The sequence below is a fragment of the Bradyrhizobium sp. AUGA SZCCT0431 genome (genome assembly GCF_018131065.1).
Taxonomy (GTDB): Bacteria; Pseudomonadota; Alphaproteobacteria; order Rhizobiales; family Xanthobacteraceae; genus Bradyrhizobium.
The window spans coordinates 1-25,076 of record NZ_JAFCLR010000002.1 but is presented as its reverse complement, the minus strand read 5'-3'; the positions used below and the strand labels follow the sequence as shown (position 1 = coordinate 25,076).

26 protein-coding genes are annotated in these 25,076 nt (G+C 63.4%); 13 read left to right on the top strand and 13 right to left on the bottom strand.

Annotated features, from left to right (window positions below; genetic code table 11):
• Positions 1–3: 3 nt before the first annotated feature.
• The 4 genes from JQ567_RS01760 to JQ567_RS01745 all read right to left on the bottom strand — a co-directional run bounded on the left by JQ567_RS01760 (position 4) and on the right by JQ567_RS01745 (position 3,877).
• A complete protein-coding gene (locus JQ567_RS01760; protein ID WP_212437213.1) occupies positions 4–1,566 on the bottom strand; it encodes an ABC transporter substrate-binding protein in 1,563 nt (520 codons plus the stop codon).
• Positions 1,563–2,450, bottom strand: coding sequence for an ABC transporter permease (locus JQ567_RS01755; RefSeq protein ID WP_212437212.1), 888 nt, complete (start codon positions 2,448–2,450; stop codon positions 1,563–1,565). Before JQ567_RS01755 ends, JQ567_RS01760 begins: the two co-directional genes overlap by 4 nt.
• On the bottom strand, positions 2,447–3,385 hold the full coding sequence (locus tag JQ567_RS01750; protein ID WP_212437211.1) for an ABC transporter permease: 939 nt from the start codon (positions 3,383–3,385) through the stop codon (positions 2,447–2,449). The genes JQ567_RS01755 and JQ567_RS01750 overlap by 4 nt, the downstream gene beginning before the upstream one ends.
• 279 nt (positions 3,386–3,664) lie before the next feature.
• Positions 3,665–3,877, bottom strand: a complete 213-nt coding sequence (locus tag JQ567_RS01745; protein WP_212437210.1) for a hypothetical protein — start codon at positions 3,875–3,877, stop codon at positions 3,665–3,667.
• A gap of 299 nt (positions 3,878–4,176) precedes the next feature.
• Here JQ567_RS01745 and JQ567_RS01740 point away from each other — a divergent pair, with 299 nt between their 5' ends.
• A complete protein-coding gene (locus JQ567_RS01740; protein ID WP_212437209.1) occupies positions 4,177–4,767 on the top strand; it encodes a cysteine hydrolase family protein in 591 nt (196 codons plus the stop codon).
• 47 nt (positions 4,768–4,814) lie between these two features.
• Here JQ567_RS01740 and JQ567_RS01735 read toward each other — a convergent pair whose 3' ends face one another.
• Entirely contained in the window at positions 4,815–5,021 is a 207-nt protein-coding gene (locus JQ567_RS01735) for a hypothetical protein (protein ID WP_212437208.1), read from the bottom strand.
• A gap of 240 nt (positions 5,022–5,261) precedes the next feature.
• On the opposite strand from JQ567_RS01735, the gene JQ567_RS01730 reads away from it, so the two are divergent.
• The 6 genes from JQ567_RS01730 to JQ567_RS01705 all read left to right on the top strand — a co-directional run bounded on the left by JQ567_RS01730 (position 5,262) and on the right by JQ567_RS01705 (position 9,638).
• Positions 5,262–5,399 carry a hypothetical protein gene (locus JQ567_RS01730; protein ID WP_212437207.1) on the top strand — a complete coding sequence of 46 codons (138 nt, stop codon included), beginning with the start codon at positions 5,262–5,264 and terminating at the stop codon, positions 5,397–5,399.
• A gap of 234 nt (positions 5,400–5,633) precedes the next feature.
• Positions 5,634–6,539, top strand: coding sequence for a dihydrodipicolinate synthase family protein (locus JQ567_RS01725; RefSeq protein WP_212437206.1), 906 nt, complete (start codon positions 5,634–5,636; stop codon positions 6,537–6,539).
• A 170-nt stretch (positions 6,540–6,709) separates the two neighbouring features.
• Complete coding sequence (locus tag JQ567_RS01720; protein WP_212437205.1) at positions 6,710–7,123, top strand: hypothetical protein; 414 nt, start codon at positions 6,710–6,712, stop codon at positions 7,121–7,123.
• A 151-nt stretch (positions 7,124–7,274) separates the two neighbouring features.
• A complete protein-coding gene (locus tag JQ567_RS01715) occupies positions 7,275–8,243 on the top strand; it encodes an SDR family oxidoreductase (RefSeq protein ID WP_212437204.1) in 969 nt (322 codons plus the stop codon).
• A gap of 218 nt (positions 8,244–8,461) precedes the next feature.
• Positions 8,462–9,208, top strand: coding sequence for an SDR family oxidoreductase (locus tag JQ567_RS01710; RefSeq protein ID WP_212437203.1), 747 nt, complete (start codon positions 8,462–8,464; stop codon positions 9,206–9,208).
• Positions 9,209–9,320: 112 nt separating this feature from the next.
• Complete coding sequence (locus JQ567_RS01705) at positions 9,321–9,638, top strand: cupin domain-containing protein (RefSeq protein WP_312017330.1); 318 nt, start codon at positions 9,321–9,323, stop codon at positions 9,636–9,638.
• A gap of 69 nt (positions 9,639–9,707) precedes the next feature.
• Here JQ567_RS01705 and JQ567_RS01700 read toward each other — a convergent pair whose 3' ends face one another.
• Positions 9,708–10,178 carry a GcrA family cell cycle regulator gene (locus JQ567_RS01700; RefSeq protein ID WP_212437201.1) on the bottom strand — a complete coding sequence of 157 codons (471 nt, stop codon included), beginning with the start codon at positions 10,176–10,178 and terminating at the stop codon, positions 9,708–9,710.
• A 94-nt stretch (positions 10,179–10,272) separates the two neighbouring features.
• Positions 10,273–10,470: a hypothetical protein gene (locus tag JQ567_RS01695; RefSeq protein ID WP_212037720.1), complete on the bottom strand. Its 198-nt coding sequence runs from the start codon at positions 10,468–10,470 to the stop codon at positions 10,273–10,275.
• Between the two features lie 294 nt (positions 10,471–10,764).
• Here JQ567_RS01695 and JQ567_RS01690 point away from each other — a divergent pair, with 294 nt between their 5' ends.
• On the top strand, positions 10,765–11,112 hold the full coding sequence (locus JQ567_RS01690) for a GrlR family regulatory protein (protein ID WP_249165173.1): 348 nt from the start codon (positions 10,765–10,767) through the stop codon (positions 11,110–11,112).
• Between the two features lie 18 nt (positions 11,113–11,130).
• Here the strand turns inward: JQ567_RS01690 and JQ567_RS01685 are convergent, their stop codons facing one another.
• Positions 11,131–12,072, bottom strand: a complete 942-nt coding sequence (locus tag JQ567_RS01685) for an acetamidase/formamidase family protein (RefSeq protein ID WP_212437199.1) — start codon at positions 12,070–12,072, stop codon at positions 11,131–11,133.
• 164 nt (positions 12,073–12,236) lie between these two features.
• Here JQ567_RS01685 and JQ567_RS01680 point away from each other — a divergent pair, with 164 nt between their 5' ends.
• The 3 genes from JQ567_RS01680 (at position 12,237) to JQ567_RS01670 (ending at position 15,247) form a co-directional block, all read left to right on the top strand.
• Positions 12,237–13,043, top strand: a complete 807-nt coding sequence (locus tag JQ567_RS01680; protein WP_212437423.1) for a YdcF family protein — start codon at positions 12,237–12,239, stop codon at positions 13,041–13,043.
• Positions 13,044–13,162: 119 nt separating this feature from the next.
• Positions 13,163–13,948, top strand: coding sequence for a DUF169 domain-containing protein (locus JQ567_RS01675; protein WP_212437198.1), 786 nt, complete (start codon positions 13,163–13,165; stop codon positions 13,946–13,948).
• A gap of 120 nt (positions 13,949–14,068) precedes the next feature.
• On the top strand, positions 14,069–15,247 hold the full coding sequence (locus tag JQ567_RS01670) for a trans-acting enoyl reductase family protein (protein ID WP_212437197.1): 1,179 nt from the start codon (positions 14,069–14,071) through the stop codon (positions 15,245–15,247).
• A gap of 127 nt (positions 15,248–15,374) precedes the next feature.
• On the opposite strand, the gene JQ567_RS01665 is transcribed toward JQ567_RS01670, so the two are convergent.
• Entirely contained in the window at positions 15,375–16,568 is a 1,194-nt protein-coding gene (locus JQ567_RS01665) for an NAD(P)/FAD-dependent oxidoreductase (RefSeq protein ID WP_212437196.1), read from the bottom strand.
• An 82-nt stretch (positions 16,569–16,650) separates the two neighbouring features.
• On the opposite strand from JQ567_RS01665, the gene JQ567_RS01660 reads away from it, so the two are divergent.
• Positions 16,651–17,181, top strand: coding sequence for a MarR family winged helix-turn-helix transcriptional regulator (locus JQ567_RS01660; RefSeq protein WP_249165172.1), 531 nt, complete (start codon positions 16,651–16,653; stop codon positions 17,179–17,181).
• On the opposite strand, the gene JQ567_RS01655 is transcribed toward JQ567_RS01660, so the two are convergent.
• The 4 genes from JQ567_RS01655 to JQ567_RS01640 form a co-directional block, all read right to left on the bottom strand.
• Positions 17,153–18,427 carry an O-antigen ligase gene (locus JQ567_RS01655; protein ID WP_212437195.1) on the bottom strand — a complete coding sequence of 425 codons (1,275 nt, stop codon included), beginning with the start codon at positions 18,425–18,427 and terminating at the stop codon, positions 17,153–17,155. The two genes, JQ567_RS01660 and JQ567_RS01655, sit on opposite strands and share 29 nt — an antisense overlap.
• Positions 18,428–18,572: 145 nt before the next feature.
• Positions 18,573–20,102: an undecaprenyl-phosphate glucose phosphotransferase gene (locus JQ567_RS01650; protein WP_212437194.1), complete on the bottom strand. Its 1,530-nt coding sequence runs from the start codon at positions 20,100–20,102 to the stop codon at positions 18,573–18,575.
• A 151-nt stretch (positions 20,103–20,253) separates the two neighbouring features.
• Positions 20,254–21,387 (bottom strand): glycosyltransferase family 4 protein, encoded by a 1,134-nt coding sequence (locus tag JQ567_RS01645; protein WP_212437193.1) that lies wholly within the window; start codon positions 21,385–21,387, stop codon positions 20,254–20,256.
• A 2-nt stretch (positions 21,388–21,389) separates the two neighbouring features.
• Entirely contained in the window at positions 21,390–22,001 is a 612-nt protein-coding gene (locus JQ567_RS01640) for a polysaccharide biosynthesis/export family protein (RefSeq protein WP_212437192.1), read from the bottom strand.
• 217 nt (positions 22,002–22,218) lie between these two features.
• Here JQ567_RS01640 and JQ567_RS01635 point away from each other — a divergent pair, with 217 nt between their 5' ends.
• Positions 22,219–24,513 carry an exopolysaccharide transport family protein gene (locus JQ567_RS01635; protein ID WP_212437191.1) on the top strand — a complete coding sequence of 765 codons (2,295 nt, stop codon included), beginning with the start codon at positions 22,219–22,221 and terminating at the stop codon, positions 24,511–24,513.
• Positions 24,514–25,076: the final 563 nt, after the last annotated feature.

Sequence of the window (25,076 nt, the reverse complement as noted above, 5' to 3'; positions counted from 1 at the left end):
TGCCTAAAGCGACGCGTCCAACCCCTTGTAGAACGTGTTCTGGTAGATCATGTGCGGCCGCGCGCCCTTGATCTTCTTGTTGGCGACCTGGTCCATGTTGATGTTGAGGACCGGAATCCACAGATGCTCCTGCATGACCTTCTGCTGCACCATCGCGTAGTATTTGGCGCGATCGGGCTCGGTCAGCGCGGAGCGGCCGAGTTTCAGCCACTCGTCGGTCTCGGCGTCCTTCCAGTTCATCCGGTTGGGGGTCGGGATGTTGCGTGAATCGAAGTAGATGTTCATGAGGTCGCCGGCCGACAGATACGGCACCGTCACCGACCAGATTTCATAATCCTGCTCGGCCATCTTGGCCGCCGCGATGGTCGAGTCCTGCGGGTTGAGCCGCCAGTCGACGCCGATCTTGCGCAAATATCCCTGCATCGCGTCGGCGACCTTGGCCGAGTTGGCGTTGGCGGTGTAATAGACTTTGGGCGCCAGCTTGGTGCCGTCCTTTTCGCGCACGCCGTCGGCGCCGACTTTCCACCCCGCGTCGTCGAGCAGCTTCTTGGCGCGTTCGAGGTCTTCCTTGACGATTCCGGTCGTCTTCGGATCGTGGTCGAGCGCATCCTTGTCGACGATGGTGAAGGCCGGAGTGGCGTTGCCGAGCAGGATGCCCTTGGCGATCTCGGCGCGGTTGATGGCGATGCTCATGGCCTCGCGCACGCGCTTGTCGGCGACCATCGGCCGCGTGGTCTTGAAACCGAAATAGAGCAGCTGGAAATTGGGCTTCGCCTCGCTCACGTTGAGCATCGGGGCGGCCCTGGCCTGGGTGATGAACTGGTGCGGAAACTGGTGGGTGATGTCGAACTGGCCGGCCATCATCGCCGCAACCCGGCTGGATTCCTCGGGCACGATCTTGACCACCAGCTTCTCGAATTTCACCGGGCCCTTGTTCTGGTACATCGACGGGCCCCATTTGTAGGCGGCGTGGCGCTTGAGCACGATTTCGGTGCGCGGCTGCCATGAATCGAAACACCACGGGCCGGTGCCGTCGGCGCCCTTGATGCCGTAATCCTTGCCCAGCGCCTCGACGCTTTCCTTGTTGTGGATCACGTTGGTGAACATGGTGAGCTGCAGCAGCAGTTCGGAATAGGGCTCCTCGAGCTCGTATTCGACCGTATGGGGATCGGGTGCGCGCAATTCCTTGATGTTGCCGGCGCGCCAGGCGTACGGCCCCTTGATCGTGGGATCCTTCAGCCGCTTGAAGCTGTAGACCACGTCCTCGGCGGTGAATTTCTTGCCGCTGCAGAACGAGACGTCGTCGCGCAGCTTGAACGTGTAGGTCCGGCCGTCCTCACTGATGATCCAGGACTTGGCGAGATAGGGGATCGGCGTGCGGCCGTCCCAGTCGAGTGCCACCAGCGTGTCCTGGAACATGTTGACGATGTCTGAGGTCGGACCCCAGGTGGTGCGCTGCGCGTCGTAATGCGGCGCGTCGATGCCCTTCATCAACGTCAGCGTCTGGGCCGATGCGGCCCCCGCGACACCTATTGCCAATGCTACACCCAGAACGGTTCTGATCATGTCTGCAGCCTCGGATCGAGGACGTCGCGGAACGCGTCGCCCAGAAGGTTGGCCGCCAGCACGATCACGAAGATCGCGCAGCTTGGGATCGTCGCGATGTGCGGCGCCATGAACAGGAAGTCGCGCCCCTGAGCCGCCATCATGCCGAGTTCGGCGGTCGGGGGTTGCGCGCCCATGCCGAGGAAGCCGAGCGCCGAGCCGATCAGGATGATCTGGCCAAAGCGCAAGGTGAGGAACACGAAGATCGTCGAGATGCAGTTGAGCGTGAGGTAGCGCCAGATCAGTGCGCCGTCGGTGACGCCGACCGCGCGGCCGGCTTCCATGAATTCCTGGCCCATGACGCCGACCGCGGCCCCGCGCGCCACCCGCGCCACGTCGGGCACGGTGGCGACCACCAGCGCGATGACCACGGCGGTGAGACCGGCGCCGAAGATTGCGGCGACCGCGAGCCCGATCAGGATGGCGGGGAACGCCAGCATCACGTCGACCAGCCGCATGATCCAGCCGTCGAGCCGCTTGTAATAGGCGGCGAGAATGCCGAGCACGCCGCCGAACAGGCCGCCGATGATGACGCCGACCAGCCCGAGCATCAACGTGGCGCGAGTGCCGAAGATGACGCGGCTCAATACGTCGCGGCCGGTGTTGTCGGTGCCGAACCAGTGCTCGGCGCCCGGCGGCTGCATGACCTTGGTGAGGTCGGTGAAGTAGGGGTCGTAGGGCGCGATCCAGGGCGCGAACACCGCCGCGGCGACGATGGTGGTGAGCGTCAACGCCGCGCCGGCCGCGACGCGGTCGCGCGCCAGCCGGCGCAGCACGCCGGCACGGGCGAATGCGCCGGTTTCGGGCTCGGCGACAAAGACGGGTTCGATGGCCTGAACGCTCATCGGCGCGCCACCCTGGGATCGAGATAGACGTAGAGCACGTCGACGATGAGGTTGATCGACAGGAACGCGACGGCGAGGATCATGATCGCGCCCTGCGCGGTCGGGAAATCGCTGGAGACGATGGCGCCGACTGCAAGCCGGCCGACGCCGGGCCAGGAGAACATCGTTTCGGTGACCACCGCGCCGCCGAGCAGGAAGGCCGCCTGCAGCCCGATCAGGGTGACGACGGGGATCATGGCGTTGCGCAGCGCGTGATGGACGATCACCACCGTCTCGCGCAGCCCCTTGGCGCGCGCCGTGCGCACGAAATCGGCGCCCAGCACTTCGAGTACGGCGGTGCGCGTCAGCCGCGCGATCGGTCCGATCAGCACGAGGCCGAGCGTGGTCGCGGGCAGGATCAGGCTCGGCAATCCGCCGTCCCAGATTGGCCCGGTGCGGCCGGTGAACGGCAGCAGCGCCCATTTGAAGCCGACATACTGGATCAGGATCAGGCCGATGAAGAACACCGGCATCGAAACACCGGCCACCGAGCAGGCCATGATGATGCGGTCGGCGAGGCGGCCGCGATTGACGGCGGCCAAGGTTCCGAACGCAAGTCCGCTCGGCACCGCGATCAGCATCGCGCCGAGCATCAGTTCGACCGTTGGACCTATCGTCATCGCGAGTTCCTCGCTCACCATCCGGTTCGAGATGATCGAGCGGCCGAGATCGCCGCGCAGAACCCGCATGATGTATTCGAAGAACTGCACCGGGATCGAGCGGTCGAGGCCAAGCTCGAGCCTGATCGCCGCGATGGTCTCGGCCTTGGCGTCGGGACCGGCGATGATCATCGCAGGATCAGCCGGCACCACCTGCAACAGACAAAAACAGAGGAAGAGAACCCCGAGCAAAGCGGGGAACGAAATCAGCAGACGATGGACAATCTGTTGTCCCATGCGACGCCAACGGACCGTTAGGCCAACGAACGGCGCGTCCGCTTACGCCGACGCTTGCAGCGCGTCCGCTTGCGCGAACGCTTTGCAGTCCCCTCCCTGGCAGCGGCGCTTCGTCCGACGTGCGCGCGCTTTGATTATTTGCCGATACTGGCATGCACCGCGCGCGCCGTCACGCCCATTTTGCCGAACCGTTTCCGCCTGCGCTCCCTTGTCGCGTACGGGCGTAATGCCTTGTCGCGGAATATGCGCGCGGCGATCGCTATGCGGAAGTTGCCACAATCAGCGCGCGGTCTCACCGTCGTCGCGCTGATCGGCGGGTTTTTCATGATTGATCGCGACGAAGGGCAGCTGTCGCGTTGCCCTTGAGGGCCGCCCAATCCGCGCATCGTAGCTTTCTGCGAGCGCCAGCAGTCGTTTTTTCGTGAAGGGATCGGCCTTGTCCGCAATCGCGCGGACGCGCCGGGACTGCTCCTTGAAATACGCGTCGTTCATAAGGCACCAAAAATTAATAAATCCAATAGGCGCAAACATACTACGGGCGCGCCGGCGCCGTCGCCCCGAGTTTTCGTATGGTTAAGCGCCCAGGGCGTCGTCGTCGCATAGCACGAACGTGTCATCGATCTGGTGACGGCATTCATGCTGCTCTTCACGGAGCGGCACGGGGTGAACCGTTGTCATTCCGCCAACAGCTCTTCGGAGGCACGGATGGGTCCATCGCTGATCCCGCAGGAACTTTTCCACAGAGCCTCGGTTGCCGCCTCAGTGAGAGACAAGGCGGAGGCCGCTTCGCGATGATCCCGTTGAAGGACGCGGTGCATCTTTGCGTCGACATGCAACGCATTTTCAGCAAGGGCGGCGTCTGGGAGACGCCGTGGATGGAGCGGGTGTTGCCGGTCGTGACCGGAATCGCGGCGCGGTACAGCGAGCGCACGATCTTTACCCGCTTCATCACGCCGCAAAGCTGGGAGCAGCGGCCGGGACAATGGCAACGCTATTATCAGCGCTGGAAGGCCGCAACGCGGGAGCATCTGCAGCCCGATCAGCTGGAACTTGTCCCCGAACTCGCACGCTTCGTGCCGCCGGCGCATGTCGTCGACAAGCGGGCCTATTCGGCGTTTTACCTTTCAGGGCTGGATGTCTTTCTGCAAGAGAAGGGCGTGCGGTGCGTGATCGTCACCGGAGCCGAGACCGACGTGTGCGTTCTTTCCACGGTGCTCGCCGCCGTCGACCGCGGCTTTCGGGTGGTGATTGTCGAGGACGCGCTCTGTAGCTCCTCCGACACCGGCCACGAGGCGCTGATGACGATGTACCGCACCCGCATGCAGGAGCAGATCGAGCTCATCAACTCGAGCGAGCTTGCGGCCGTTTGGAGCGATCACTAGTTCACGCGTTGCGCTTGGCCGTGTCCGAGCCGGCTTCTCGCCGCGAGCTAGCCTGCGTTCGCCGCGCCGGTCGCCGTTTCGGTGCCCGGCGCCGATACGTGGACCTCGTGACCCTGTCGCAGCGCCAGCGACGCAGCGGCCACGGCGGCCTCGAAAGCCGACTCTTTGGTCTCGTAGACGTTCTTGGCCTGTCCGTCATGCCGCACCCGCCATTCGCCGGCTGTACCGATGATTTCGTAGTTCGCTAATCCCATGGAAGCCTCCTTTGCAAAGACAATGTTGGGCTTCAAATCCGGTTCCTCATGAGGGCGATCGTCGGCAAGGCCCGGTCAGTTCATCGGGCCTTGCGAAAGTTCCTGGCGGCCCGCTGCAAATCAAGCGGTGAGCATTGTGGTCTGGCTGTCACCTGGGGAACAGCGCGGCCGTCGCCGATCCGTCATTGTCCCGGTCATACCGAGGCAATGTTGCACCGGGACAGCAGCAGGAGACGCACCATGGAACGCAGGACTGACAAGCCGGTCGAACTGACGACGCAGCAGCTGGATATCGTGACCGGCGGCAGGCTGGGCACCGGCCCCACGCACCTTCCGCCCCGTAACCCCTTTGGTCCGCCGAAGCCGCCGGCCCGTTAAGCGAGCGAATAGCCCCGGCATGACTTGCCGGGGTTTTTTCGTGCAAAAATTCAAGCATTTTGGATCACGAGTGGAGGAGCTCCGCCTCCGCCCGTTATGACGCCGCCACGACCCAGCCCACCGATGTCTCAACTGGATTGCCCATCCGGCAGCGGTTAGGCTTCACCCGCCGATCGAGAATATCCGCCAAAGAGCGGGATCGGATTTGGGAAACGGAAACGCAAGGGGTCGCTGATGAAAATACGCCCGACAGGCGTGATACCGCCGATGACAACGCCGTTTCGCAGGGACGGCGAGATTGATTTCAAGCAGGTCGCACCGCAGGTCGACTGGCTGATCGGCGCCGGCAGCCATGGCATGGCGGCGGGCGGTTCGACCGGCGAGGGGCATACGCTCGATCATGAAGAGTATCGCGACCTGGTGGCGGCGACGGTGGAAGCCGCCAAGGGCGCGCCCGTGATCGCGGGCATCATCGTCGACTCCACGCGCGACGCGATCCGGCGCGGCAAATTGGTGCGCGACATGGATGTCGCGGCGCTGCAGGTGACGCCGGTGCATTATCTGTTCAAGCCGGACGATCAGGCGATGGTCGATCACTTCCGCCGCATGGCCGACGAGACCGGCATGCCGATCATCATCTACAACGTGGTGCCGTGGTCGTATCTGTCGCCCGCGCTGCTGACGCGGATCATGAACGAGGTGCCGTTGGTGGTCGGCGTCAAGCAGAGCGCCGGCGACCTAAAACTGTTCGCCGATCTCATGATGATGGCGCCGGACAAATTGATCTACAGCGCGGTCGACGCGCTGATGTATCCGTCCTACGCGCTCGGCGCGCATGGCTCGATCGCCGCGATCCTCTCGGCCGCGCCGCATGCCTCGGTCGAGCTGTGGGATGCAGTCAAGGCCGGCGATCACGTCCGCGCGCTCGACCTGCACAAGAAACTGCTGACGCTGTGGAACGCGATCGTCTCAGACAATCTGCCGGCCTGCACACGCTATTCGCAGTCGCAGCAGGGACTGCCGAAGACGTTTTCGCGCGCGCCGATGCCGGAAGCATCGCCTGCGCAACAGGCCGCGATCAAGAAGGCGCTGGAAGGGTTGGGGGCATCGGCCGGCCAGCGCGTCGAGGCGGCGGAGTAGGGCAGATACTCAACGGATCGTCATGCCCGGGCTTGTCCCGGGCATCCACGTCTTTACAGTCTAACAGCAAGGAAGACGTGGATGGCCGGGGATAGGCGAGCGGAAGCGACGCCGTCCTTGACGGCTACGCCCGGCCATGACGGTACAGGCCCGTAGCCAATGGTTTGCCGATGACGAAGGTGGCGCAGATATATGAGCATCGGTTTCCTAACACCGATTTGCCTATCATGCGATTTCAAGTGGGAGTTTTTGAAATTGCGCAGCCGCTTGGCTTTCGAGTTGAAAATTGGATGGAAGAAGGATTGGGGCAAGCTCACGGAATGTTTCTCAGGTTACCCTCTGGACGGGTAATCTTGTTCCGTGAGCTCCAGCATTTGATCGAACATCATCACGCAAAGGGTCCGACCGTCTATGTTGACGCCGGTTCGGTCGCAGAATTCGGTGTTGAGCCTTTGATAGGCGAAGTTTTGACGGCTCTCGATGCGTCGCCGCAGGCGGTTGATTGGGTCGCGTCAAGTGAGAGTCGGGAAATTGCTATCGATCTAGTAAAGCGGGTGGCGGCATACAATAGACAGAATGAATGACGGGCGTCGCGGTTTTTCCGCGTCGCGGACATCGTCGCTGATCGCACCATCACGGCACGAGCTTTACCGGCGAAGCGTAGCTGCTACACTTCGCGAAAGGCCCCGTGCGGTGTTCATGAAGGCCAGCAAAAGAAAATAGAGGAACGCTCCCATGAAGGAATTCGCCGGAAAGATCGCCGTCATCACCGGAGGCGGCACGGGCATGGGCCGCGAGCTGGCGCGCCAGCTCGTCGCCGAGGGCTGCAATGTCGCGATGTGCGACGTCTCCGCCGAGGCGATGGCCGAGACCAAGCAGCTGTGCGAAGCCGAGAAGCTGCCGCAGGGCCTGCGCGTCACCACGCATATCGCCGACGTCGCGATCGAGGATCAGCTCAAGCGGTTTCGCGATGAGCTGATCGAGCAACAGGCGACCGACAAGATCCATCTATTGTTCAACAATGCCGGTATCGGCGGTGGCGGCAGCCTGTTCACCAACACGCGCGAGCAATGGGAGCGTACCTTCAACATCTGCTGGGGCGGCGTCTATCTCGGGGTCCGCACTTTCATGCCGCTGCTGCTGAAAGCCGACGAGGGCCACATCATCAATACGTCCAGCGTCAATGGCTTCTGGGCGTCCGTCGGCCCCGGCGTGTCGCACACCGCCTATGCCGCCGCCAAGTTCGCGGTGAAGGGATTTTCCGAAGCACTGATGACGGATCTGCGGCTCAACGCGCCGCACATCAAATGCTCGGTCGTGATGCCCGGCCATATCGGCACCTCGATCGTGGCCAACTCGCGCAAGATCCAGAGCGGCAGCGAGTCCGAGCGCCTGACCGATGTTGAAATCGGCGTGACCCGGGAGCGGCTGAAGGGCATGGGCGTCGACACTGCGCCGATGTCGGACGAGGATATCCAGCAGCTCGCGCTCGACCGCGCGCGATCGTTTCGCGACGAGGCCCCGACCACGGCGGCGGCCGCCGCGAAAATCATCCTCGACGGCGTCAAGGCCGGTTCCTGGCGCATCCTGGTCGGCGACGATGCCCACAAGCTCGACGAGCGCGTTCGCAAGACGCCGGAGGAGGCGTATACGCTCGACTTCTACCAGAGCTATCGGGACGAGGTCGGCTGGAAGCTGGCCTGAGAGGCTGACCGGAAAAGCGACCAGAGCTTGAACTCAATAAGAGTCGTTGGCTCACCTAAGCGTGCCACGCTGACGGGAAAACGGCGCGTGGCGGTATCGTAGGGTCTACCGGGTCTCGCTGGTTCAGCGGGGTCGTCCGACCTGTACCTTGGGATAGTATTCTGCGGGTTCTAAGCGGAACTAAGCTGAGCTCATCTAACGACCACGGAGCATCAACCATGAAGATCGTCGTGATCGGAGGCACCGGCCTGATCGGCTCGAAGACCGTCGCCATTCTGCGTCAGGGCGGCCACGAAGTCGTCGCCGCCTCGCCCAAAAGCGGCGTTAACGCGATCACCGGTGAGGGACTCAAGGAGGTCATGGCGGGCACACAGGTGGTGATCGACCTGGCCAATTCGCCCTCATTTGAAGACAAGGCGGTGCTCGAATTCTTCGAGACTTCCGGCCGCAACCTGCTCGCCGCCGAGGCCGCAGCGAACGTCCGGCATCATGTCGTACTGTCGATCGTCGCGATCGACCGGACCGATAATGGCTATTTCCGCGCCAAGGTCGCCCAGGAGAAACTGATCGAAGCCTCCGGCATTCCATACACCATCGTTCGCGCGACCCAGTTCCTGGAATTCGTTCGCGGTATCGCCGATTCAAGTGCGGATGGAAACACAGTGAGGCTCCCGCCTATCCTGTTCCAGCCCATCGCGGCGGACGACGTTGCTGCCATCGTTGCCGATCTGGCACTCGCGGCGCCGCGAAGCGGTATCGTGGAGATCGCCGGACCGGAACGAGCGCCGCTCAATGACATCATCGCCCGCTATCTGAAGGCGGTGGGCGACCCGCGCGAAGTCGTGAGCGATCCCGAGGCCCGATACTGGGGCGGTCGGGTTGACGAGCACTCGCTCGTTCCATTGGGCGAGGCGCGCCTCGGCCGCATCGGTCTCGACGAATGGCTTCGCCGCGCAAAGCCCTGATCCCGCATCAGGTCCTGGGCAAAGAACGAAAGAGGCGATTATGGCAAACAAACTCGTTGCGCTGGTTCTTCTGTGCTTGATGACCGGAACGGCGGTTGCTCAGGAGCCCAAGGTGACGCCGCTGATGTCCAAGGATCTTCCGGATAATCCCGGCAAGGAAGCTTTGATGATCACGGTCGAGCATGCGCCCGGCGGGTCGAGTGCTGTCCACCGACACAACGCACATGCGTTTGTTTATGTGCTGGAGGGCTCCGTCGTGATGCAGCTGAAGGGTGGACAACCGGTGACACTGACAGCAGGACAAAGTTTCTATGAAGGCCCCGATGATATTCATGTCGTCGACCGGAACGCAAGCAGCACCCAGCCGGCGAAATTCCTGGTGCTCTTGATCAAGGACAAGGGAGCGCAGGCGCTCGTGCCCGCGCAGTGACTGCTACAGCCGTGGAATGGCCGTGCCCGATGTTTGCTGCGCTCTAAGCAGAGCGTGCGTCAGACAATGTCAGGCGCGGGCCACGCGCTGGCGCGAGCCGGGCTTGTAGGCGAGGCGGGTGTGGCCGGCGCAGTAGGGCATACCCTTGAGCGGCGTGTTGCCGCAAAAGCAGAAGTCCTCCGCGCCGGGCGTGCTGATCGGCCAGCGGCAGCGCTCATGGCTGAGTTCGAGCAGTGAGCAGGGCCGCTCGCTGGCGATCGGGGCGTCGGGGGCCGGTTGCCCGTTCTGGTAGACCACTTGCAGCATCCGGTACTGCGCGCGGGGAACGGATTTCGGGCTGCGTTCCTTCGTGGTCCCTTGCAAATGCTGTTCGATATTGGTCGGCCCGCGGGTCAAACCGAGCCGTGTCAATTTGCCGATCACGGCGTTGCGGCTGACGCCGATGTGAGCGGCAATCTCGCGGCAGGAGAGGCCGGATTCGAAATGTTGCTTGAGGAGTTCGACGCGCTCGGTGGTCCAGGTCGGTATGTTTGCGAACATGCTGCGGTTCCAAATTCGAGGAACCGCCGCACTCCCGCCTCCCGTCAGCAAGTCTCCTTCGTCAGGCAAATCTTCCGCTCAAGACAGGTGCCCGTTAAGGCCTGCCATTGTCACGGATCGACAGCAGCCCGTCCTTGATGGCGAGCCGGATGCCTTCCTCGATCAGGGTCTTCGCAACGCCGGGAACGCTAGTGCCATGGGTGCCCTGTCTCACCAGTTTTTCGAGATAGCTGATGGTCGAGAGCGCCAAGGTCACGGGAATGCGGTCGGTTTCGGCTTTTTCTGTAGCCATGCAAGAACGCTAACTTTTAAACGCTGTACTGAAAAGTATCTATTTAGACTCTATTAAGTTTCATGGGGATAAGTCAATTGCCGTCTGAGTCGCAGTCTATCTCCTTGTAACGGCATCGAAAAAGTCGACCGCCTGCCAGGCAGGGTCTGATGTTGGACACCGCTGCGCGACCAGCGAGCGGGGTCGACGGCGCCAACGCAGCCGCGGCGAAACGATCCAGCGCCTCGCTCATTTCCCGATTGCCTCAGGCCGTATGCACAGTCGATGCTGCTGCGGACGAGGGACAATTCTGCGATGACGATCACCAACGGTCTCTACTCGATCCTGACCGAAATGATGGAGGGCGGGCGTGGCCACGCCAGCGGCGTCATCGTGTTGCTGGATGGCAGGATCGTCGGCGGCGACTCGCATTTCTATTATACGGGCTCCTACACCGCCGATCGCGGCAAATGGCGCGGCGAACTGACCACCACCCAGCACACCAAATCGGCTGGCTTGCTGCCGCTGTTTGGCGGGCGCGAGGTCACCACTGGCTTCAGCGGCACCTATGCCGCCGATAACGCGGAAGTGCAGGGGGCGGCGCTGGTTGGAAAGACCAGCGTCAGGATTCGTTCCAGGTTGGAGCTGCTTTCGCCGCTGTGACGGCGCACCGCGCTGAAATCAGCCGTGCACCACGCTCTTTGCGATCATGCAGTGGATGCCCTTGGAGCCGTTGACCGTCTGCGTCACCCGCAGATCGGCGGCAAGGCTGCACAGCGTGTAGGCGTCCTCGCGCGACAGATTGCGCTTCTCGCCAAGCAGCACGATCATGTCGCGCAGCGCGCGCACCACGCATTGGTCGAGGTCGGGGTCCATCGCCATCGTCATGTAATGATCAGGCGTTTCCGCGCGCGGATAATCCAGCCGCAGATCCTTGCGCAGCGTCAGGCGGAAGCGGCCCTGCAGCGCGGTTTCGATCGCGGTGACGCAGACTTCGCCGTCGCCTTGCACGCCGTGGCCATCACCGCAGGAAAACAGTGCGCCGGGCACGAACACCGGCAGATAGAGTTTGGCGCCGGCCCCTAACTCCTTATTGTCGAGATTGCCGCCCATCGCGCGCGGGATCAGCGAGGTGATGCGGCCCCAGGCCGGCGGCGGCGCTACGCCCATCACGCCGAAGAACGGTTTGAGCGGCAGGTCTAATCCCCACGGCATCCGGCCCACCATCCGCTCGCGGTCGAGCGGAATGTTCAGAAGCCGCGTGTCGGGGAAATCGTCGGGCAGGGTGCCCGACAGCGGCTTGATCAGATTGTAGCCCCAGTCCTGCCGGAGCTGGACGTCGAGAATGTCGACCTCGAGCACGTCACCGGGCGCGGCGCCTTCAACCGCGATCGGGCCGGTCAGGATATGGCCCGGCACCATCCGCTCGTTCTGGGCGTGGACGTCGGCAAGCTCCGGCGGAACGTGAAATTTGCTGCGGTCCGGCACCACGTCGGGACCGCCGGTGATGGTATCGACCGTGACCTCATCGCCGCTGGCGATGGTCAGGACCGGCTTCAATTTCGCTTCGAAAAAGCCCCAGTGGCAGGTTTTGGGGCTGGAATGCAGGTGATGATGGGTCATGGGGGATCTTCTTGTCGGTGTTGTCTTGTCCTGTTTGGCTCCTATTTGTCATTGCCGGGCTTGACCCGGCAATCCATCATTTTCGCATAACGCTTTTTGCGAAGAAGATGGATACGCGGGTCAAGCCCGCGTATGACGGACTGGAAATTCCAAGAGGCTTCTCCTTGTTCTTCGTTCTCTCCAAGACGCTCGGCTACATGCTGATGCCGACGAATTTCCTGATCGGCGTCGGTTTCATTGGCGCCATCCTGCTGCTGACGCGTTTTGCATCGCTCGGCCGCAAGCTCGTGATGGCAGCGGTGCTGCTGCTGGTGATCTGCGGATTGTCGCCGCTCGGAAACCTGTTGCTCTATCCGCTGGAGCAGCGCTTTCCGCGATGGGAGGCCGGCGCCGGCGCGCCGCCGGACGGCATCGTCGTCCTCGGCGCATCGATCGAGGCTGATATTTCGGCAGCCCATGGCACGCCGGTGGTACGCAGCGCGCCTGACCGCATCATCGCGGCGGCGGCGTTGGCGCATCGCTATCCGGATGCACGCATTCTGTTCACCGGCGGCAGTGCCAATCTGATTTCGAACGACGCGCGCGAGGCCGATTTCGCCGGCGCGATTTTCGAGAGTCTTGGCATCGCAAAATCGCGGCTGATCATGGAGCGGGCATCACGGAATACGCTGGAGAATGCCCAATTCTCGAAAGCGCTGGTGGCGCCGAAGGATGGCGAGCGCTGGCTGCTGGTGACCTCGGCCTTTCACATGCCGCGATCGGTCGGCCTGTTCCGAAAGGCAGGATTTGCGGTCGAAGCCTATCCGGTCGATTGGAGGGTCGGCGGCCGCGGCGATTTCACGAAGTTCTCGAACTCCATTCTTGATGGGCTCGGACGGACAGAAACCGCGGCGCGCGAATGGATGGGACTGGTTGCGTACCGGGCCACCGGCAAGATCGACGATTTGCTGCCGGGACCGGCGCCGAAGTAGAGGTCGCAACAGCCGACCGGCCGGGCTAGAATTGACGCCAACAAGCGCAGCAGGTGACACCAACAGGTGCACCGGGGTGACGCCAAGGGGCGCACCAGCAATTTGGGGGAGTTTACGCCATGCAACAGCAAACGCCGCCGGAAGCGTTCGATTTGAACGGCATGGCTGCCGACCTGATCAGCCTGTTGCGGCTCCGGACCACCGTGATCGGCATCAAGATGTTCGCGACCGTCGAGGAGATGGCGGCGATCCCGAAGATCCGACGCCCCAGCGCGGTCCATACCACCGACCAGATCGTCAGCATGGCCTCGCGGCTCGGCTGGACCGTCGGCATCACCGGCGAAGACCTCGTCGGCGCGCAATGCCGCGCTGTGATTGGCCTCGCACCGCAGGACGAAAAATTTCTCGAAGGCAAAAACTACGTCGGCGTCTGGCACGGCACCGAAGAGGACGCGCGCAAGCGCCAGGAAGCGCTCGACGTCGTGCCGTACGGCCAGTACCAGGCGATGGCGGTGAGCCCGCTCACGAGCGGCCGGCTCAATCCGCCTGATATCTGTCTGGTGTATGCGACGCCGGGCCAGATGATCATCCTGATCAACGGGCTGCAATATACCGGCTACAAGAAGTTCGAATGGGGCGTGGTCGGCGAGACCGCCTGCGCCGATTCCTGGGGGCGGGCGCTCAAGACCGGCGAGCCGAGCCTGTCGCTGCCGTGCTTTGCCGAACGGCGCTATGGCGGGGTGCCTGACGAAGAGATGTTGATGGCGCTGCAGCCGGCGCATCTCGCCAAGGCCATTGTCGGCATGAAGCAACTGGCGAAAAACGGCCTGCGCTATCCGATCGCGCCCTATGGCATCCAGGCCGACGTCCGCGCCGGCATGGGCGTTTCGTATGCCAAGAAATAGGTACCGTCATTGCGAGGTGCGTAGCGACGAAGCAATCCATTGTTTTTTCCGAGTGAGATGGATTGCTTCGCTTCGCTCGCAATGACAGAAGAACCAGTAGTCACTTCAGGGAACCACAATATGTCTTCGTCGAAATTCGACATCGTTGTTTACGGCGCCACCGGTTTCACCGGCCAACTCGTCGCCGAATATCTCGCCGCGCATTACAAGGGCGACAGCAGCCTGAAATGGGCGATGGCCGGACGCAGCAAGGACAAGCTCGCCACCGTGCGCGACGCGATCGGCGCGCCATCCGATACGCCGCTGATCGTGGCGGACGCGGCAGATCTGGCGTCGCTGAAGGCGATGGTGGGGCAGACGAAATCCGTGATCACCACCGTCGGCCCGTATCAGTTTTATGGCAACGAGCTGCTTGCGGCCTGTGTGGAGTCGGGTACCGACTATTTCGATCTCTGCGGCGAGCCGCTGTGGATGCGCGAGATGATCGACAAGCATGAGGCCGCGGCGAAGGCGAGCGGCGCGCGCATCGTGTTTTCGTGCGGGTTCGACTCGGTGCCGTTTGAACTCGGCGCCTTCTTCGTGCAGGAGGAAGCCAAGCGGGCATTTGGCGCGCCGGCCTCCCGCGTCAAAGGCCGCGTGCGCGACATGCGCGGCACCTTGTCCGGCGGCACCGCCGCCAGCGCCAAGGCGACCTTCGAAGCCGTTGCCAAGGATCTCAGCCTCGTTGCGACCCTCAAGGATCCGTTCGCGCTGACGCCGGGATTCAAGGGGCCGAAACAGCCGCCGGGCAGCAAGCCGTCCTATGAGGAAGACCTGAAGTCCTGGATTGCGCCCTTCATGATGGCGCTCATCAACACCCGCAACGTCCATCGCTCGAACATGCTGATGGGCTTTCCGTACGGGAAGGAGTTCGTCTACGACGAAATGGTGTTGACGGGTGCCGGCGAGAAGGGCGAGGCCAACGCCAAGCTCGTGATGGCTGCAAACACCGAAAAGACCGGCCCCGGCGCCCCCAAGCCGGGCGAAGGACCGTCGAAAGAAGAGCGCGAGAACGGCCTCTATGACCTGCTCTATGTCGCGATCGCCCCCGATGGCCGCCAGGTCCGTGCGGCGGTGAAGGGGGACCGCGATCCCGGCTACGGCTCGACGTCAAAGATGATCTCCGAATGCGCGATCTGCCTGCTGCGCGATGCGCCGGATGTACCGGCGGGCATCTGGACGCCGGGGGCGGCGATGCAGCACAGACTGATCAAGCGGCTTGAGGATCATGCCGGCCTGACGTTCGACGTGGAGAAGTAGCCGCAACTCGTAGGGTGGGCAAAGCGCAGCGTGCCCACCACCTTAGCCATCATGAGGCGGTGGTGGGCACGGCGCTTGCGCGCCTTTGCCACCCTACGGGTCTCCTCTACGCCGCGCGACGCGACCGCTACGCCGCGCGGGGATCGTATCTGTACATCCAGTCCATGCCCTTGGACGTGACCGGCAGCAGCAGTTTCAGCATGCGGTCGCGGATCCAGGCGCCGGTCGGGCTGAACTCGCGCTTGCTGTTGCCATTGCGGCGCGCCAGCGCCACGATCTTTTCGGCGCGCGGACGGCGCTCGGCCTCGAAATTCTGGAACGTCAACGCGAGCTCCTGACGGTTCTGCATCAAGCGGCCAAGCCGCAGCGCATCCTCCAGCGCCAGCGAGGCGCCCTGGCCGGCATGCGGGCTGGTGGCGTGGGCGGCGTCGCCAATCAGCAGCGTCCGCCGGCGCGACCAGGTCGGCAGGGTCGCAACATCGAGCGTGTCCGTCACCACGATGTTCCCGGCGGCATCGATGATTTGCAGAATCGGATCGTGCCAGCCGGCGTGGAAATTCCGTAAGTGCCGCCGCAGCTGATCCTGGCGCATGGCGCGGTAGGTCGCGGCACTGGCGCCGTGCGCGGGCTGCGTACTCCACCACATCAGGCCGTCGTCGGGATCGGAGCTGCAGAAGCCGTAGCCGAAGAACCCGCTTTGCCCGAACGTCGTCACCACGCGCTGGCCGATCGGCGAATTCTCGATCACCGCGCGTGGGACAAAACCGCCGAAACCGATCAGGCCGGTGTCGAACGGCTTTGGTCCGTCCGGAATGACGTGGCCGCGGACGGCCGAGTGCACGCCGTCGGCGCCGATGACAAAATCGCCCTCGGCAAAGCTGCCGTCGGCGAAATGCGCCACGACAGGCTGGTCGGCGCGATCTTCGATTCCCACCAGCCGCTTCTCGAACCTGAGCTCGACATTTGCGCACCACGCCTTGTTGACCAGCAGTTCATTGAGCGTGGCGCGGCACATGTTGACCGCGGGCTGGCCGAAGCGTTCCTTCATATTGCGATTGAGCGAGCCGAGGCGGTCGCCTCCTTGCGAATAGAAATCGAAGGATTCGGCGACCGAGCCGCGCGCGATGATGTCGGAGGCCAAGCCGATCTCGGCCAGCACATGCATGCCGTTCGGCGCGATCTGCAGGCCGCCGCCGATCCCGGCCGAGTAGGGCCAGGCCTCGAACACCTCGGCATCGATGCCGGCCTGCTTCAGGAAGATTCCCGTCACGGGACCTGCGATGCCACCGCCGATGATCAGGGCCTTGGGTCGTTTGGTCATGCCTTGCTCCGTGCGTCCGTGAGATGGTAGGAAATATCAGCTGCTAATTATCTTAGTAGCTAAGATAATGATGGACTAAGATATGAAGTCGACCGTGTCAAGGCCGAAGGCGCGGGCTGCGCTGATGCAGGAACTGGAAGAGGCGATGCGGCGGTCGACCGCGCAGGGCGTGCTGTTCGGCCAAACCGTTGCCAACGTGGCGGGAATTTCCGGTTCCGACCTCGAATGCCTGGATTTTCTCAATCTGGAGGGCCGCGTCACCGCCGGCCGCCTCGCCGAGGTCACGGGGCTGACCACCGGCGCCATCACCGGCGTGGTCGACCGGCTGGAGAAGGCCGGGTTCGTGCGCCGCGAGCGCGACGAGACCGACCGCCGCAAGGTCTTTATCGCGACCGTGCCTGAGAACGTCGCGCAAATCGGGCGGTTCTACGTGCCGATGCAGGCGGCGATGCACAAGGTATGGAGCAGCTATTCGGAGGCGGAGCTGCAATTGCTGCTGCGCTTTGCGACCGACGGTTACAAGGCGGTGCTGGAGGCGACTGAGGCGCTGAGGGCATTGATCGACGCGCCGAAGGAGCAGGCGCCTAAGAAGCTGGGACGGCCGCGCCGTTGAATGCCTGGCCGGCGCGGGCCTTGTAATGTTCCGCCGCGACAAACATGCCCCACATCAGCCCCAGCATCATCCAGAAATGCCGCCAATGGTCGGTGTCGATGATAAAACTCTCGCCGACGGTGCCGAGATAGGCGGCGAAGACGGCCAGATAGGCGCGCTGCCAGGGCGCGCGGACGAAGATGTAGCGGAATCCGTTCAGCGCCGTGACGAACACCAGCGCGGGATAGCAGACGCCGGAGAGCCAGCCGCCTGACATGAACGCGTTCAAATAGGAATTGTGGGTGTCCTCGGGAAAGTAGCGGGTGAACTGCAGCGGACCTATTCCGAACGGCAGATCGAGCGCCATGTTGGCGCCGAGGATGTAGCGCCCGAACCGGCCGAAGCGGCCAGAGTCATAGCTTTGATCGAAACTGGCGCGCTGCTTGAACATTTGCGCGATCGAGTCGAACGACAGCAGCACCGCCACCAGCGCCGCCGCGAGGATCGCAGCGACAAGCGCGATCATGATGATGCGTGAACGCTGCGCCTGCGACCGGCTCGTCAGCACCATCAGCGCCAGCATGAACATCGAGGTCAGGATCAGCCCGCCCCAGGCCGCGCGTGAAAACGCCAGCAGGATCGCCAGCGACATGATGCCGAAGGCGATGGTGTTGCGCAGCGATTTTCCGAGTTTGTCCGAAACCACGCTTTGCAGACAAAACAGCGCCGGCAGGATCAGGAACGCGCCGAGCACGTTGGGGTCCTTGAAGGTGCCGCGGGCGCGATCGTACAGCGTCAGGAGGTCGCGTCCGCCCGGGACGAGGTTGAAATAACCGGCGATGCCGAGGGTCGCCGCGATCATCGCGCCGACGACGAGGCCGCGCCGCAGCATGTCGAGCCGTGCTGCGGTGTCTTCGGCGACCACCATCGCGAACAGCATCACGGTGACAGCCATGTACCATGAGGTCGCGATCCACATGCTGACATTGGGCCGGTCGATCACGGCAATGGCGCTGATCGTGTAACCGGTATTGAGCAGGAACAGCGCCAGCAGCAGCGGAATGAACACCAGCCGCATCCGCAAGCCGCCGGTGGCAAAGAAGATCAGCGACGCCAGCAGCGTTGCGATCTCATAGGGGCTTGGCTCGATGAAGACGATGGCCCCGGACGCGCCGACCAGCCATACCATCGCGCGCTGCACCGCGAGCACGCCCGGCGCGGCCGTCAACGATGGAAGGGATCCCTCGGCTGTCGCCGCATACGCCATTCGATACTCACGCAACTCACTAAGCGCAACAATACGCCACAACCGCTTATGTCGTCATTGCGAGCGAAGCGAAGCAATCCATCGTGCAACGAAGGAAGTGTGGATTGCTTCGTCGCTTGCGCTCCTCGCAATGACGTCAGAAACTCTAATACGCGTTCTCGTTCTTCGTCATCAGCGCCAACGGCGTCCTGAGCAGAATGAAGAGGTCGAACAGCACCGACCAGTTCTCGATGTAATAGAGGTCGAACTCGACGCGCTTCTGGATCTTCTCGTCGGTGTCGACTTCGCCGCGCCAGCCGTTGATCTGCGCCCAGCCGGTGATCCCGGGCTTGACGCGGTGGCGCGCGAAATAGCCGTCGACGGCCTCGTCGAACAGCCGGCTCTGCAATTTGCCCAGCACGGCGTGCGGGCGCGGGCCGACCAGCGACAGGTTGCTCTTGAACACGACGTTGAACAGCTGCGGCAGTTCATCGAGGCTGGTCTTGCGGATGAAGCGGCCGACGCGGGTGACGCGGGCATCGTTCTTGGTCACGACCTTGGAGGCGGTGGGATCGGCAAGATGGTGGTACATCGAGCGGAACTTGAAGACGTCGATGCGCTCATTGTTGAAGCCGAACCGCTTCTGGCGGAAGATCACCGGCCCCGGGCTGTCCAGCTTGATCGCGAGCGCGACCAGTCCCATGACGGGCAGCGCCAGCATCAGGATCAGGAAGCCGACGACGTGGTCGAACAGCCACTTCATCACCAGATCCCAGTCGGTGATCGGCGCCTCGAACACGTCGAGCGTCGGCACCTCGCCGAGATAGGAATAGGAGCGGGGACGGAAGCGCAGCTTGTTGGTGTGTGCCGACAGGCGGATGTCGACCGGCAGCACCCACAGCTTCTTCAGCATTTCCAGGATGCGCGTCTCGGCCGAGATCGGCAGCGCGAACAGCACGAGGTCGACGCGGGTGCGGCGGGCGAATTCGACGATGTCGTCGACCTTGCCGAGCTTCGGGCTGCCGGCGCAGGTTTCCAGCGCGCGGCTGTCGTTGCGGTCGTCGAACACGCCGAGCACGTCAATATCCGAATCGTCCTGGGTCTTGAGCGCCTCGACCAGCTGTTCGCCGTTCTGGTCCGAGCCCACCACGATGGTGCGGCGGTCGAGCCGGCCCTGCCGCGCCCAGCTGCGCACCAGCGTGCGCAGGAAGGCGCGTTCGATCAGCAGGGCCGCAAGGCCGACGAAGAAGAACGATGCGAGCCAGATCCGTGAAATCTCGCTGCCGAGCTTGACGAGGAAAGAGGCGCCGATGAACAGCAGGAACACGAAGGCCCAGGACGAAATCATCCTGGTCATCTGCCGCAGCTGGCCGCGGAACACCTGGACTTGGTAGATGTCGGCGGCCTGGAAGCAGATCACGGCGGTCGCCGTCATGCCGACGATCGCCGCGACATATTCCCAATGGAAACCCTTGAGGCGCACGACATAGGCGAAATAGAGCGCAAGGCCGATCAGGCTGAGCATGACGAAATCGACCAGGCGGACCGCACCCGCGATCACGATCGGCGAATAGGCGCGGCTGACTTTCTGGTTGGTGACGGCAAGGGCTGCCGGCGACAACCGGCGGCGCCGTTCGATCGGCGGGCGTTCACCGGTAGCGGTCGCCGTGGCCGTTGCTGCGGCGGCGTCTAACATCGAGCGAGCGTTAAGCGGTTCCACTGGTCCAAGTCCGATCGTTGATTCCGTTCTTAGGCCGGCACATAGGGATGCGCCTGCCGATGCGGAATTCCCTGCCATCCGGCTTAAGGGACAAATCGGAAGAAACAGTTACGTTGGTAAAGAACGGTTAACGATTGGCAAACGCGTCGCGATAGCCGGTCAGTACGCCCTCGACCATCGCCTTCTGCGAGAAGTGCTGGAAGATCCGCTCGCGCAGGGATTTGGCCCGCTCCAGCGTCGCCGCCGGATTCTCCAGCGCAATCTCGATCGCATCCGCCATCGCGGCGGCGATGCTGGGGGCGAACAACGCCTCGGTATGAGCGCCGAAAATCTCCGGAATGCCGCCGACATTGGCGGCCACCATCGGAATTCCCGCCGCCGCGGCCTCGATCACGACATAGGGCATGGAATCGCCGCGCGAGGGAACCACCAGCAGCGAGCCCTTGGAGAAGCCGTAGCGCGCCTTGACGTGGCCGATGAAGCGGATGGCCTCGCCGAGGCCGAGCCGCTGCACCTGTGCCTTCAAACTCGCGCTTTCCTCGCCGTCGCCGGCGAGCGTCAGCGTCACGGGTCGGCCGTCGGCGCGCAGCCGGGCCACCGCGTCGATCAGCAGGTCGGCGCCCTTGATGTGCCGGAACTCGCCGACATAGAGCACGTCGGTGGCGTCCTCGGCCTTGACGACCGGGTCGAACTCATTGGCGGTGACACCGTTGAACACGCAGCGTACCAGCCCTTTCGGGGTGCCGATGGTGCGCTGATAGGTGTTGCGCGCAAACGCGCTTTCGAACAGGAACAGGTCCGTAGAGTCCATCAGCGCGCGCTCGAGGCGGGCATAGAAGTTGCCCTTGAGCGTCGACAGCGGGTAATGCAGCGACCCGCCATGCGGCGTATAGACCCGGATCGTATTCCTGGCGGCGGTCCTGGAGCGTATGAACACACCGGCCTTGGCGCCATGGCCGTGCAGTACATCCGGCTTCAACCGCCGGACCAGGCGCAGGAAGCGCAGCCATGCCAAGGTGTCGCTGGGGCGCGGTTCGCGGTGGATGGCGACGCGATGAACGCCAAGCTTGAGGCGGGGCGCGATACCCGCCAGCGCCTGCTCGGCGCGCTCGCCGCCGGTGAGGCTGTCGGCGATGATGCCGACGTGATGGCCTTTATCGGCCTGGCCGTTGGCGAGATCCAGGATATGGCGAAAAATGCCGCCCACCGGGGCGCGCGTCGCGTGCAGGATACGAAGGGGCTGACCGTCGACGACAGGCATAATCAGAACCAGCGTTCGCCAACGAGCACCGTATCGCCCGGGCTGATGGACGTTCCCGGCGGCACCACGTAGCGCGCCGTTCCGGATCCGTCGGTGTGCGTGACTGTCACCCGGTCGCGTAGCGCGCGCGGCGAGAAGCCGCCAGCGATGGCAACGGCGCTTTCAACGGTCATGTTCGGTACATAAGGATATTGTCCGGGCGCCGCTACTTCGCCGAGGATGAAGAACGGCCGATAGGCCTCGACTTCGACGGCGACCGAGGGCTCGCGGATGAAACCGCGGCGCAGCCTGGCGCCGATGTCGGCGGCCAGCCCCGCGGGCGTGCTGCCGCGCGCCGGGACCGAACCGATCAGAGGCATCGTGATCGAGCCGCTGGCATCGATGGCATAGGTGTTGGTGAGGCCTTCCTGGCCGTAGACCACGACGCGGAGCTTGTCGCCAGTATCCAGATGATAGGCCGCGTCAAAGCGCGGCGGCGCCGGTTCGGCATAGGCCACCGCTGTTGGGGCAGGGCCAGCATAGGGCGCCACGGCAACCGGCGTGGTCCGGCCCATGCAGCCCGCAAGCGCCAGCGCAGCAACCAGACATGGGATCGTGGCGAGCGCGCCTCGCATGGGGGAGAATCCTGAAAAAGTATCCGCCCGATTAAGGGCGTTCATGGTTAACAAAACATGACCGCAGCCCTGCGGGGCGGTCATTGCAGCCCGCAAATCGCGCGGATTAACCCAGCGGCAACCTTAATGGAGTGTAATCGCCGAGGTTGAGGTAGGGTCGTGGCGTTTTCGAGCGAAAACGCGTCGCGATTTTAAGTGGCGTCCGCGGGAGTGTGCGATGCGTTTTGCGTTTTGGCGTACGGGCAGGGTCAAGGCCGTGTTGGAGCGGGCGCTTCCAAAGCCCGCACCGGCCGTCACCAAGCCCATCGCCACAGAGCCCGCCGTCGCCAAATCTGCCGTCACCAGGCAGGTTGCGCCCGAATCCGGCGATCTCGACCTCCACGCGCTCGGTCAGGCCCTGATCCGCAAGCGCGCCTGGATCATCGTCCCGACGGTGCTGGCGCTGGTGCTGTCGATCGCCGCCGTCAACATGGTCACCCCGCGCTATAAATCCGAAGCGCGCATCCTGGTCGATGGCCGCGAGAACGTGTTCCTGCGGCCGAACGGCGAGCGCAATGAAGAGCGCAACACGGTCGACGCCGAGGCGGTGACGAGCCAGGTGCAACTGCTGTTGTCGCGCGATCTGGCGCGCGAGATCATCAAGAAGAACAAATTGGCCGAGCGTCCGGAATTCGATCCGGTGCTGCAGGGCTTTTCGCCGCTGAAGTCGCTGCTGGCGCTGTTCGGAATCGGACGCGATCCGTTGTCGCTGACGCCGGAAGAACGCGTGCTGGACGCCTATTTCGAGCGCTTCACGGCGTATGCGGTGGACAAGTCGCGCGTCATCGTCATCGAGTTCCAGTCGCGCGATCCGGAGCTGGCTGCGCGCGTCGCCAATTCGATCGCGGAAGGGTATCTGGCGTTGCAGCAGGGCGCGCGCCAGGACCAGGCGAAATCCGCCAGCGGCTGGCTGTCGGGCGGTATAGAGGATCTGCGCAAGAAGGTTTCGGAGGCCGAGTCGCGCGCGGAAGATTTCCGCTCGAAGTCGAGCCTGTTCATCGGCACCAACAACACCTCGCTGTCCAACCAGCAGATGGGCGAGATCAACACCCAGCTCAACAACGCCCGCGCGCTGAAATCGGACGCCGAGTCCAAGGCGCGCATGATCAAGGACATGCTTCAGAGCGGCAAGCCGATCGAGGCTTCCGAAGTGCTCAATTCCGAATTGATCCGCCGGCTGTCCGAACAACGGGTGACGCTGCGCGCGCAGCTCGCCGAACAGTCGTCGACGCTGCTCGACGGTCACCCCCGCATCAAGGAATTGAAGGCGCAGCTCGGCGATCTCGATCGCCAGTTGCGCGAGGAGGCGAGCAAGATCTCGCGCTCGCTCGAGAATGACGCGCGCCTCGCCAGCGGCCGGGTCGATAGCCTGAGAAACGAACTTGATCTGGTCAAGAAGCAGGCCTCCGCGTCCAACGGCCAGGACGTGCAGCTGCGCGCGCTGGAGCGCGAAGCCAAGGCGCAGCGCGATTTGCTGGAGTCCTATCTGGCGAAATACCGCGAAGCCGCTGCCCGCGAAAACATCGAGGCCGCGCCGGCCGATGGCCGCATCATCTCGCGCGCCACCGTTTCCAATACGCCGGCCTATCCGAAGAAGCTCCCGATCGTGCTGATCGCGACGCTGGCGACCTTGCTGCTGACCTCAGGCGCGATCGCGACCGGCGAACTGCTGCGCATGACCGCGCCGCGCGCATCCGCTGCTGCTCCTCCCAGCGCCATAACTCCGACCGCGGAACAGGGTCGCGTCTCCGCGCCTCCGACTGCACCGTATTTCGAGCCTCATGATGATTTCGGACCGGAACCTGAACATCCCGTGACGGACGACTCAAAGCCTGCCTTCAGCGCACCCCGCGCCGAACTCGCGGCAGGGATCGACGAGATCGAGCAACTGGCCGATCGGCTCGGCCAGGCGGGCGGGGCGGCGCGCAAGGTGACGGTCCTCGGCACCGCGTCGAGCGAAGGGATCACGCTGACCGCCTTGACGCTGGCGCGCCTGATGGCGCGGCAGGCCAAGATCGTGGTGGTCGATCTCGCCGCATCCTCGCCGACGATGACCGCGGTCTCGGTCGATCCGGCGGCCCCCGGGCTCGCCGAACTGATGCAGGGCGAAGCAACCTTTGCTCAGATCATCACCAGGGACCGGCTGTCGCGCGTTCATCTCGTCAGCGCCGGACGTCCGGGTTTCGATCGCTCGCAACTGCAGTCGCCGCGGCTGACGCTGGCGATCGACGCGCTGCTGCGGGTCTACGACCATGTGTTGCTCGATGCCGGCTCGGCCTCCGACCTGCCGGCGGAACTGTTGACCGCGCATGCCCGCGCGGTCGTGGTCCCCGAAGCATCGATGGATTCGGACGCCCGCAGCATCATGTGCGATCAGCTCAGGGCCGTCGGCTTCTCCGACGTCACGATGCTGCGCAAGCCGTGCCAGCCCTCGGACGCCGCCGAACGCGCTCCGCGCGTGGTGGCGGCGTAAGCGAGCCGGCAACCACCGTCATTGCGAGGAGCACTTGCGACGAAGCAATCCATACTTGCTTTGCGGGGCGATGGATTGCTTCGCTACGCTCGCAATGACGGGGAGAGCGTATGTGGATGGGTTTCGCGGCGTTCTTCCTATACGAACGCGGGCTGCGTCGCCTCGCGCGCAAGCGTAATCTTGCGATCCGGGTGCGACAAATCAACCCGTCGGGTAAATCAATTCTGATTTACAGAATTCATGTCAAGCCCTGAAATAAAAAATATTTCGCTTTTCCAGAAGGAAAATCAGGTGCATATCTTTGGCCATCCCGTCCCACTCAGAGGGCGTCGGCCGTCGTCACGGACGTTGGACGGGTTGCGGTGGACGCTGAAGTGCTGGCGACGAACGGCGCTGAAGCGTACGGCGAAGTCGTGTGGTCCTGGCGCCCCGTTGCTGGCGTCAAGTTCCTGAGAAGCCAAAAGCTGATCAGGGATGATGGTGGCAAGAAAGCCCGTTCACCAGGGAGAGCACGATATAAGCCGTAAAGCCATTGCGCAGGGAAGGCCGGGTGTTCTCCGCTG

Coding starts and splice junctions, on each gene's coding strand:
- JQ567_RS01760 (WP_212437213.1), bottom strand. CDS start 1,566: ATGATCAGAACCGTTCTGGGTGTAGCATTGGCAATAGGTGTCGCGGGG.
- JQ567_RS01755 (WP_212437212.1), bottom strand. CDS start 2,450: ATGAGCGTTCAGGCCATCGAACCCGTCTTTGTCGCCGAGCCCGAAACC.
- JQ567_RS01750 (WP_212437211.1), bottom strand. CDS start 3,385: ATGGGACAACAGATTGTCCATCGTCTGCTGATTTCGTTCCCCGCTTTG.
- JQ567_RS01745 (WP_212437210.1), bottom strand. CDS start 3,877: ATGAACGACGCGTATTTCAAGGAGCAGTCCCGGCGCGTCCGCGCGATT.
- JQ567_RS01740 (WP_212437209.1), top strand. CDS start 4,177: ATGATCCCGTTGAAGGACGCGGTGCATCTTTGCGTCGACATGCAACGC.
- JQ567_RS01735 (WP_212437208.1), bottom strand. CDS start 5,021: ATGGGATTAGCGAACTACGAAATCATCGGTACAGCCGGCGAATGGCGG.
- JQ567_RS01730 (WP_212437207.1), top strand. CDS start 5,262: ATGGAACGCAGGACTGACAAGCCGGTCGAACTGACGACGCAGCAGCTG.
- JQ567_RS01725 (WP_212437206.1), top strand. CDS start 5,634: ATGAAAATACGCCCGACAGGCGTGATACCGCCGATGACAACGCCGTTT.
- JQ567_RS01720 (WP_212437205.1), top strand. CDS start 6,710: ATGACGAAGGTGGCGCAGATATATGAGCATCGGTTTCCTAACACCGAT.
- JQ567_RS01715 (WP_212437204.1), top strand. CDS start 7,275: ATGAAGGAATTCGCCGGAAAGATCGCCGTCATCACCGGAGGCGGCACG.
- JQ567_RS01710 (WP_212437203.1), top strand. CDS start 8,462: ATGAAGATCGTCGTGATCGGAGGCACCGGCCTGATCGGCTCGAAGACC.
- JQ567_RS01700 (WP_212437201.1), bottom strand. CDS start 10,178: ATGTTCGCAAACATACCGACCTGGACCACCGAGCGCGTCGAACTCCTC.
- JQ567_RS01695 (WP_212037720.1), bottom strand. CDS start 10,470: ATGGCTACAGAAAAAGCCGAAACCGACCGCATTCCCGTGACCTTGGCG.
- JQ567_RS01690 (WP_249165173.1), top strand. CDS start 10,765: ATGACGATCACCAACGGTCTCTACTCGATCCTGACCGAAATGATGGAG.
- JQ567_RS01685 (WP_212437199.1), bottom strand. CDS start 12,072: ATGACCCATCATCACCTGCATTCCAGCCCCAAAACCTGCCACTGGGGC.
- JQ567_RS01675 (WP_212437198.1), top strand. CDS start 13,163: ATGCAACAGCAAACGCCGCCGGAAGCGTTCGATTTGAACGGCATGGCT.
- JQ567_RS01670 (WP_212437197.1), top strand. CDS start 14,069: ATGTCTTCGTCGAAATTCGACATCGTTGTTTACGGCGCCACCGGTTTC.
- JQ567_RS01665 (WP_212437196.1), bottom strand. CDS start 16,568: ATGACCAAACGACCCAAGGCCCTGATCATCGGCGGTGGCATCGCAGGT.
- JQ567_RS01660 (WP_249165172.1), top strand. CDS start 16,651: ATGAAGTCGACCGTGTCAAGGCCGAAGGCGCGGGCTGCGCTGATGCAG.
- JQ567_RS01655 (WP_212437195.1), bottom strand. CDS start 18,427: ATGGCGTATGCGGCGACAGCCGAGGGATCCCTTCCATCGTTGACGGCC.
- JQ567_RS01650 (WP_212437194.1), bottom strand. CDS start 20,102: ATGTTAGACGCCGCCGCAGCAACGGCCACGGCGACCGCTACCGGTGAA.
- JQ567_RS01645 (WP_212437193.1), bottom strand. CDS start 21,387: ATGCCTGTCGTCGACGGTCAGCCCCTTCGTATCCTGCACGCGACGCGC.
- JQ567_RS01640 (WP_212437192.1), bottom strand. CDS start 22,001: ATGCGAGGCGCGCTCGCCACGATCCCATGTCTGGTTGCTGCGCTGGCG.
- JQ567_RS01635 (WP_212437191.1), top strand. CDS start 22,219: ATGCGTTTTGCGTTTTGGCGTACGGGCAGGGTCAAGGCCGTGTTGGAG.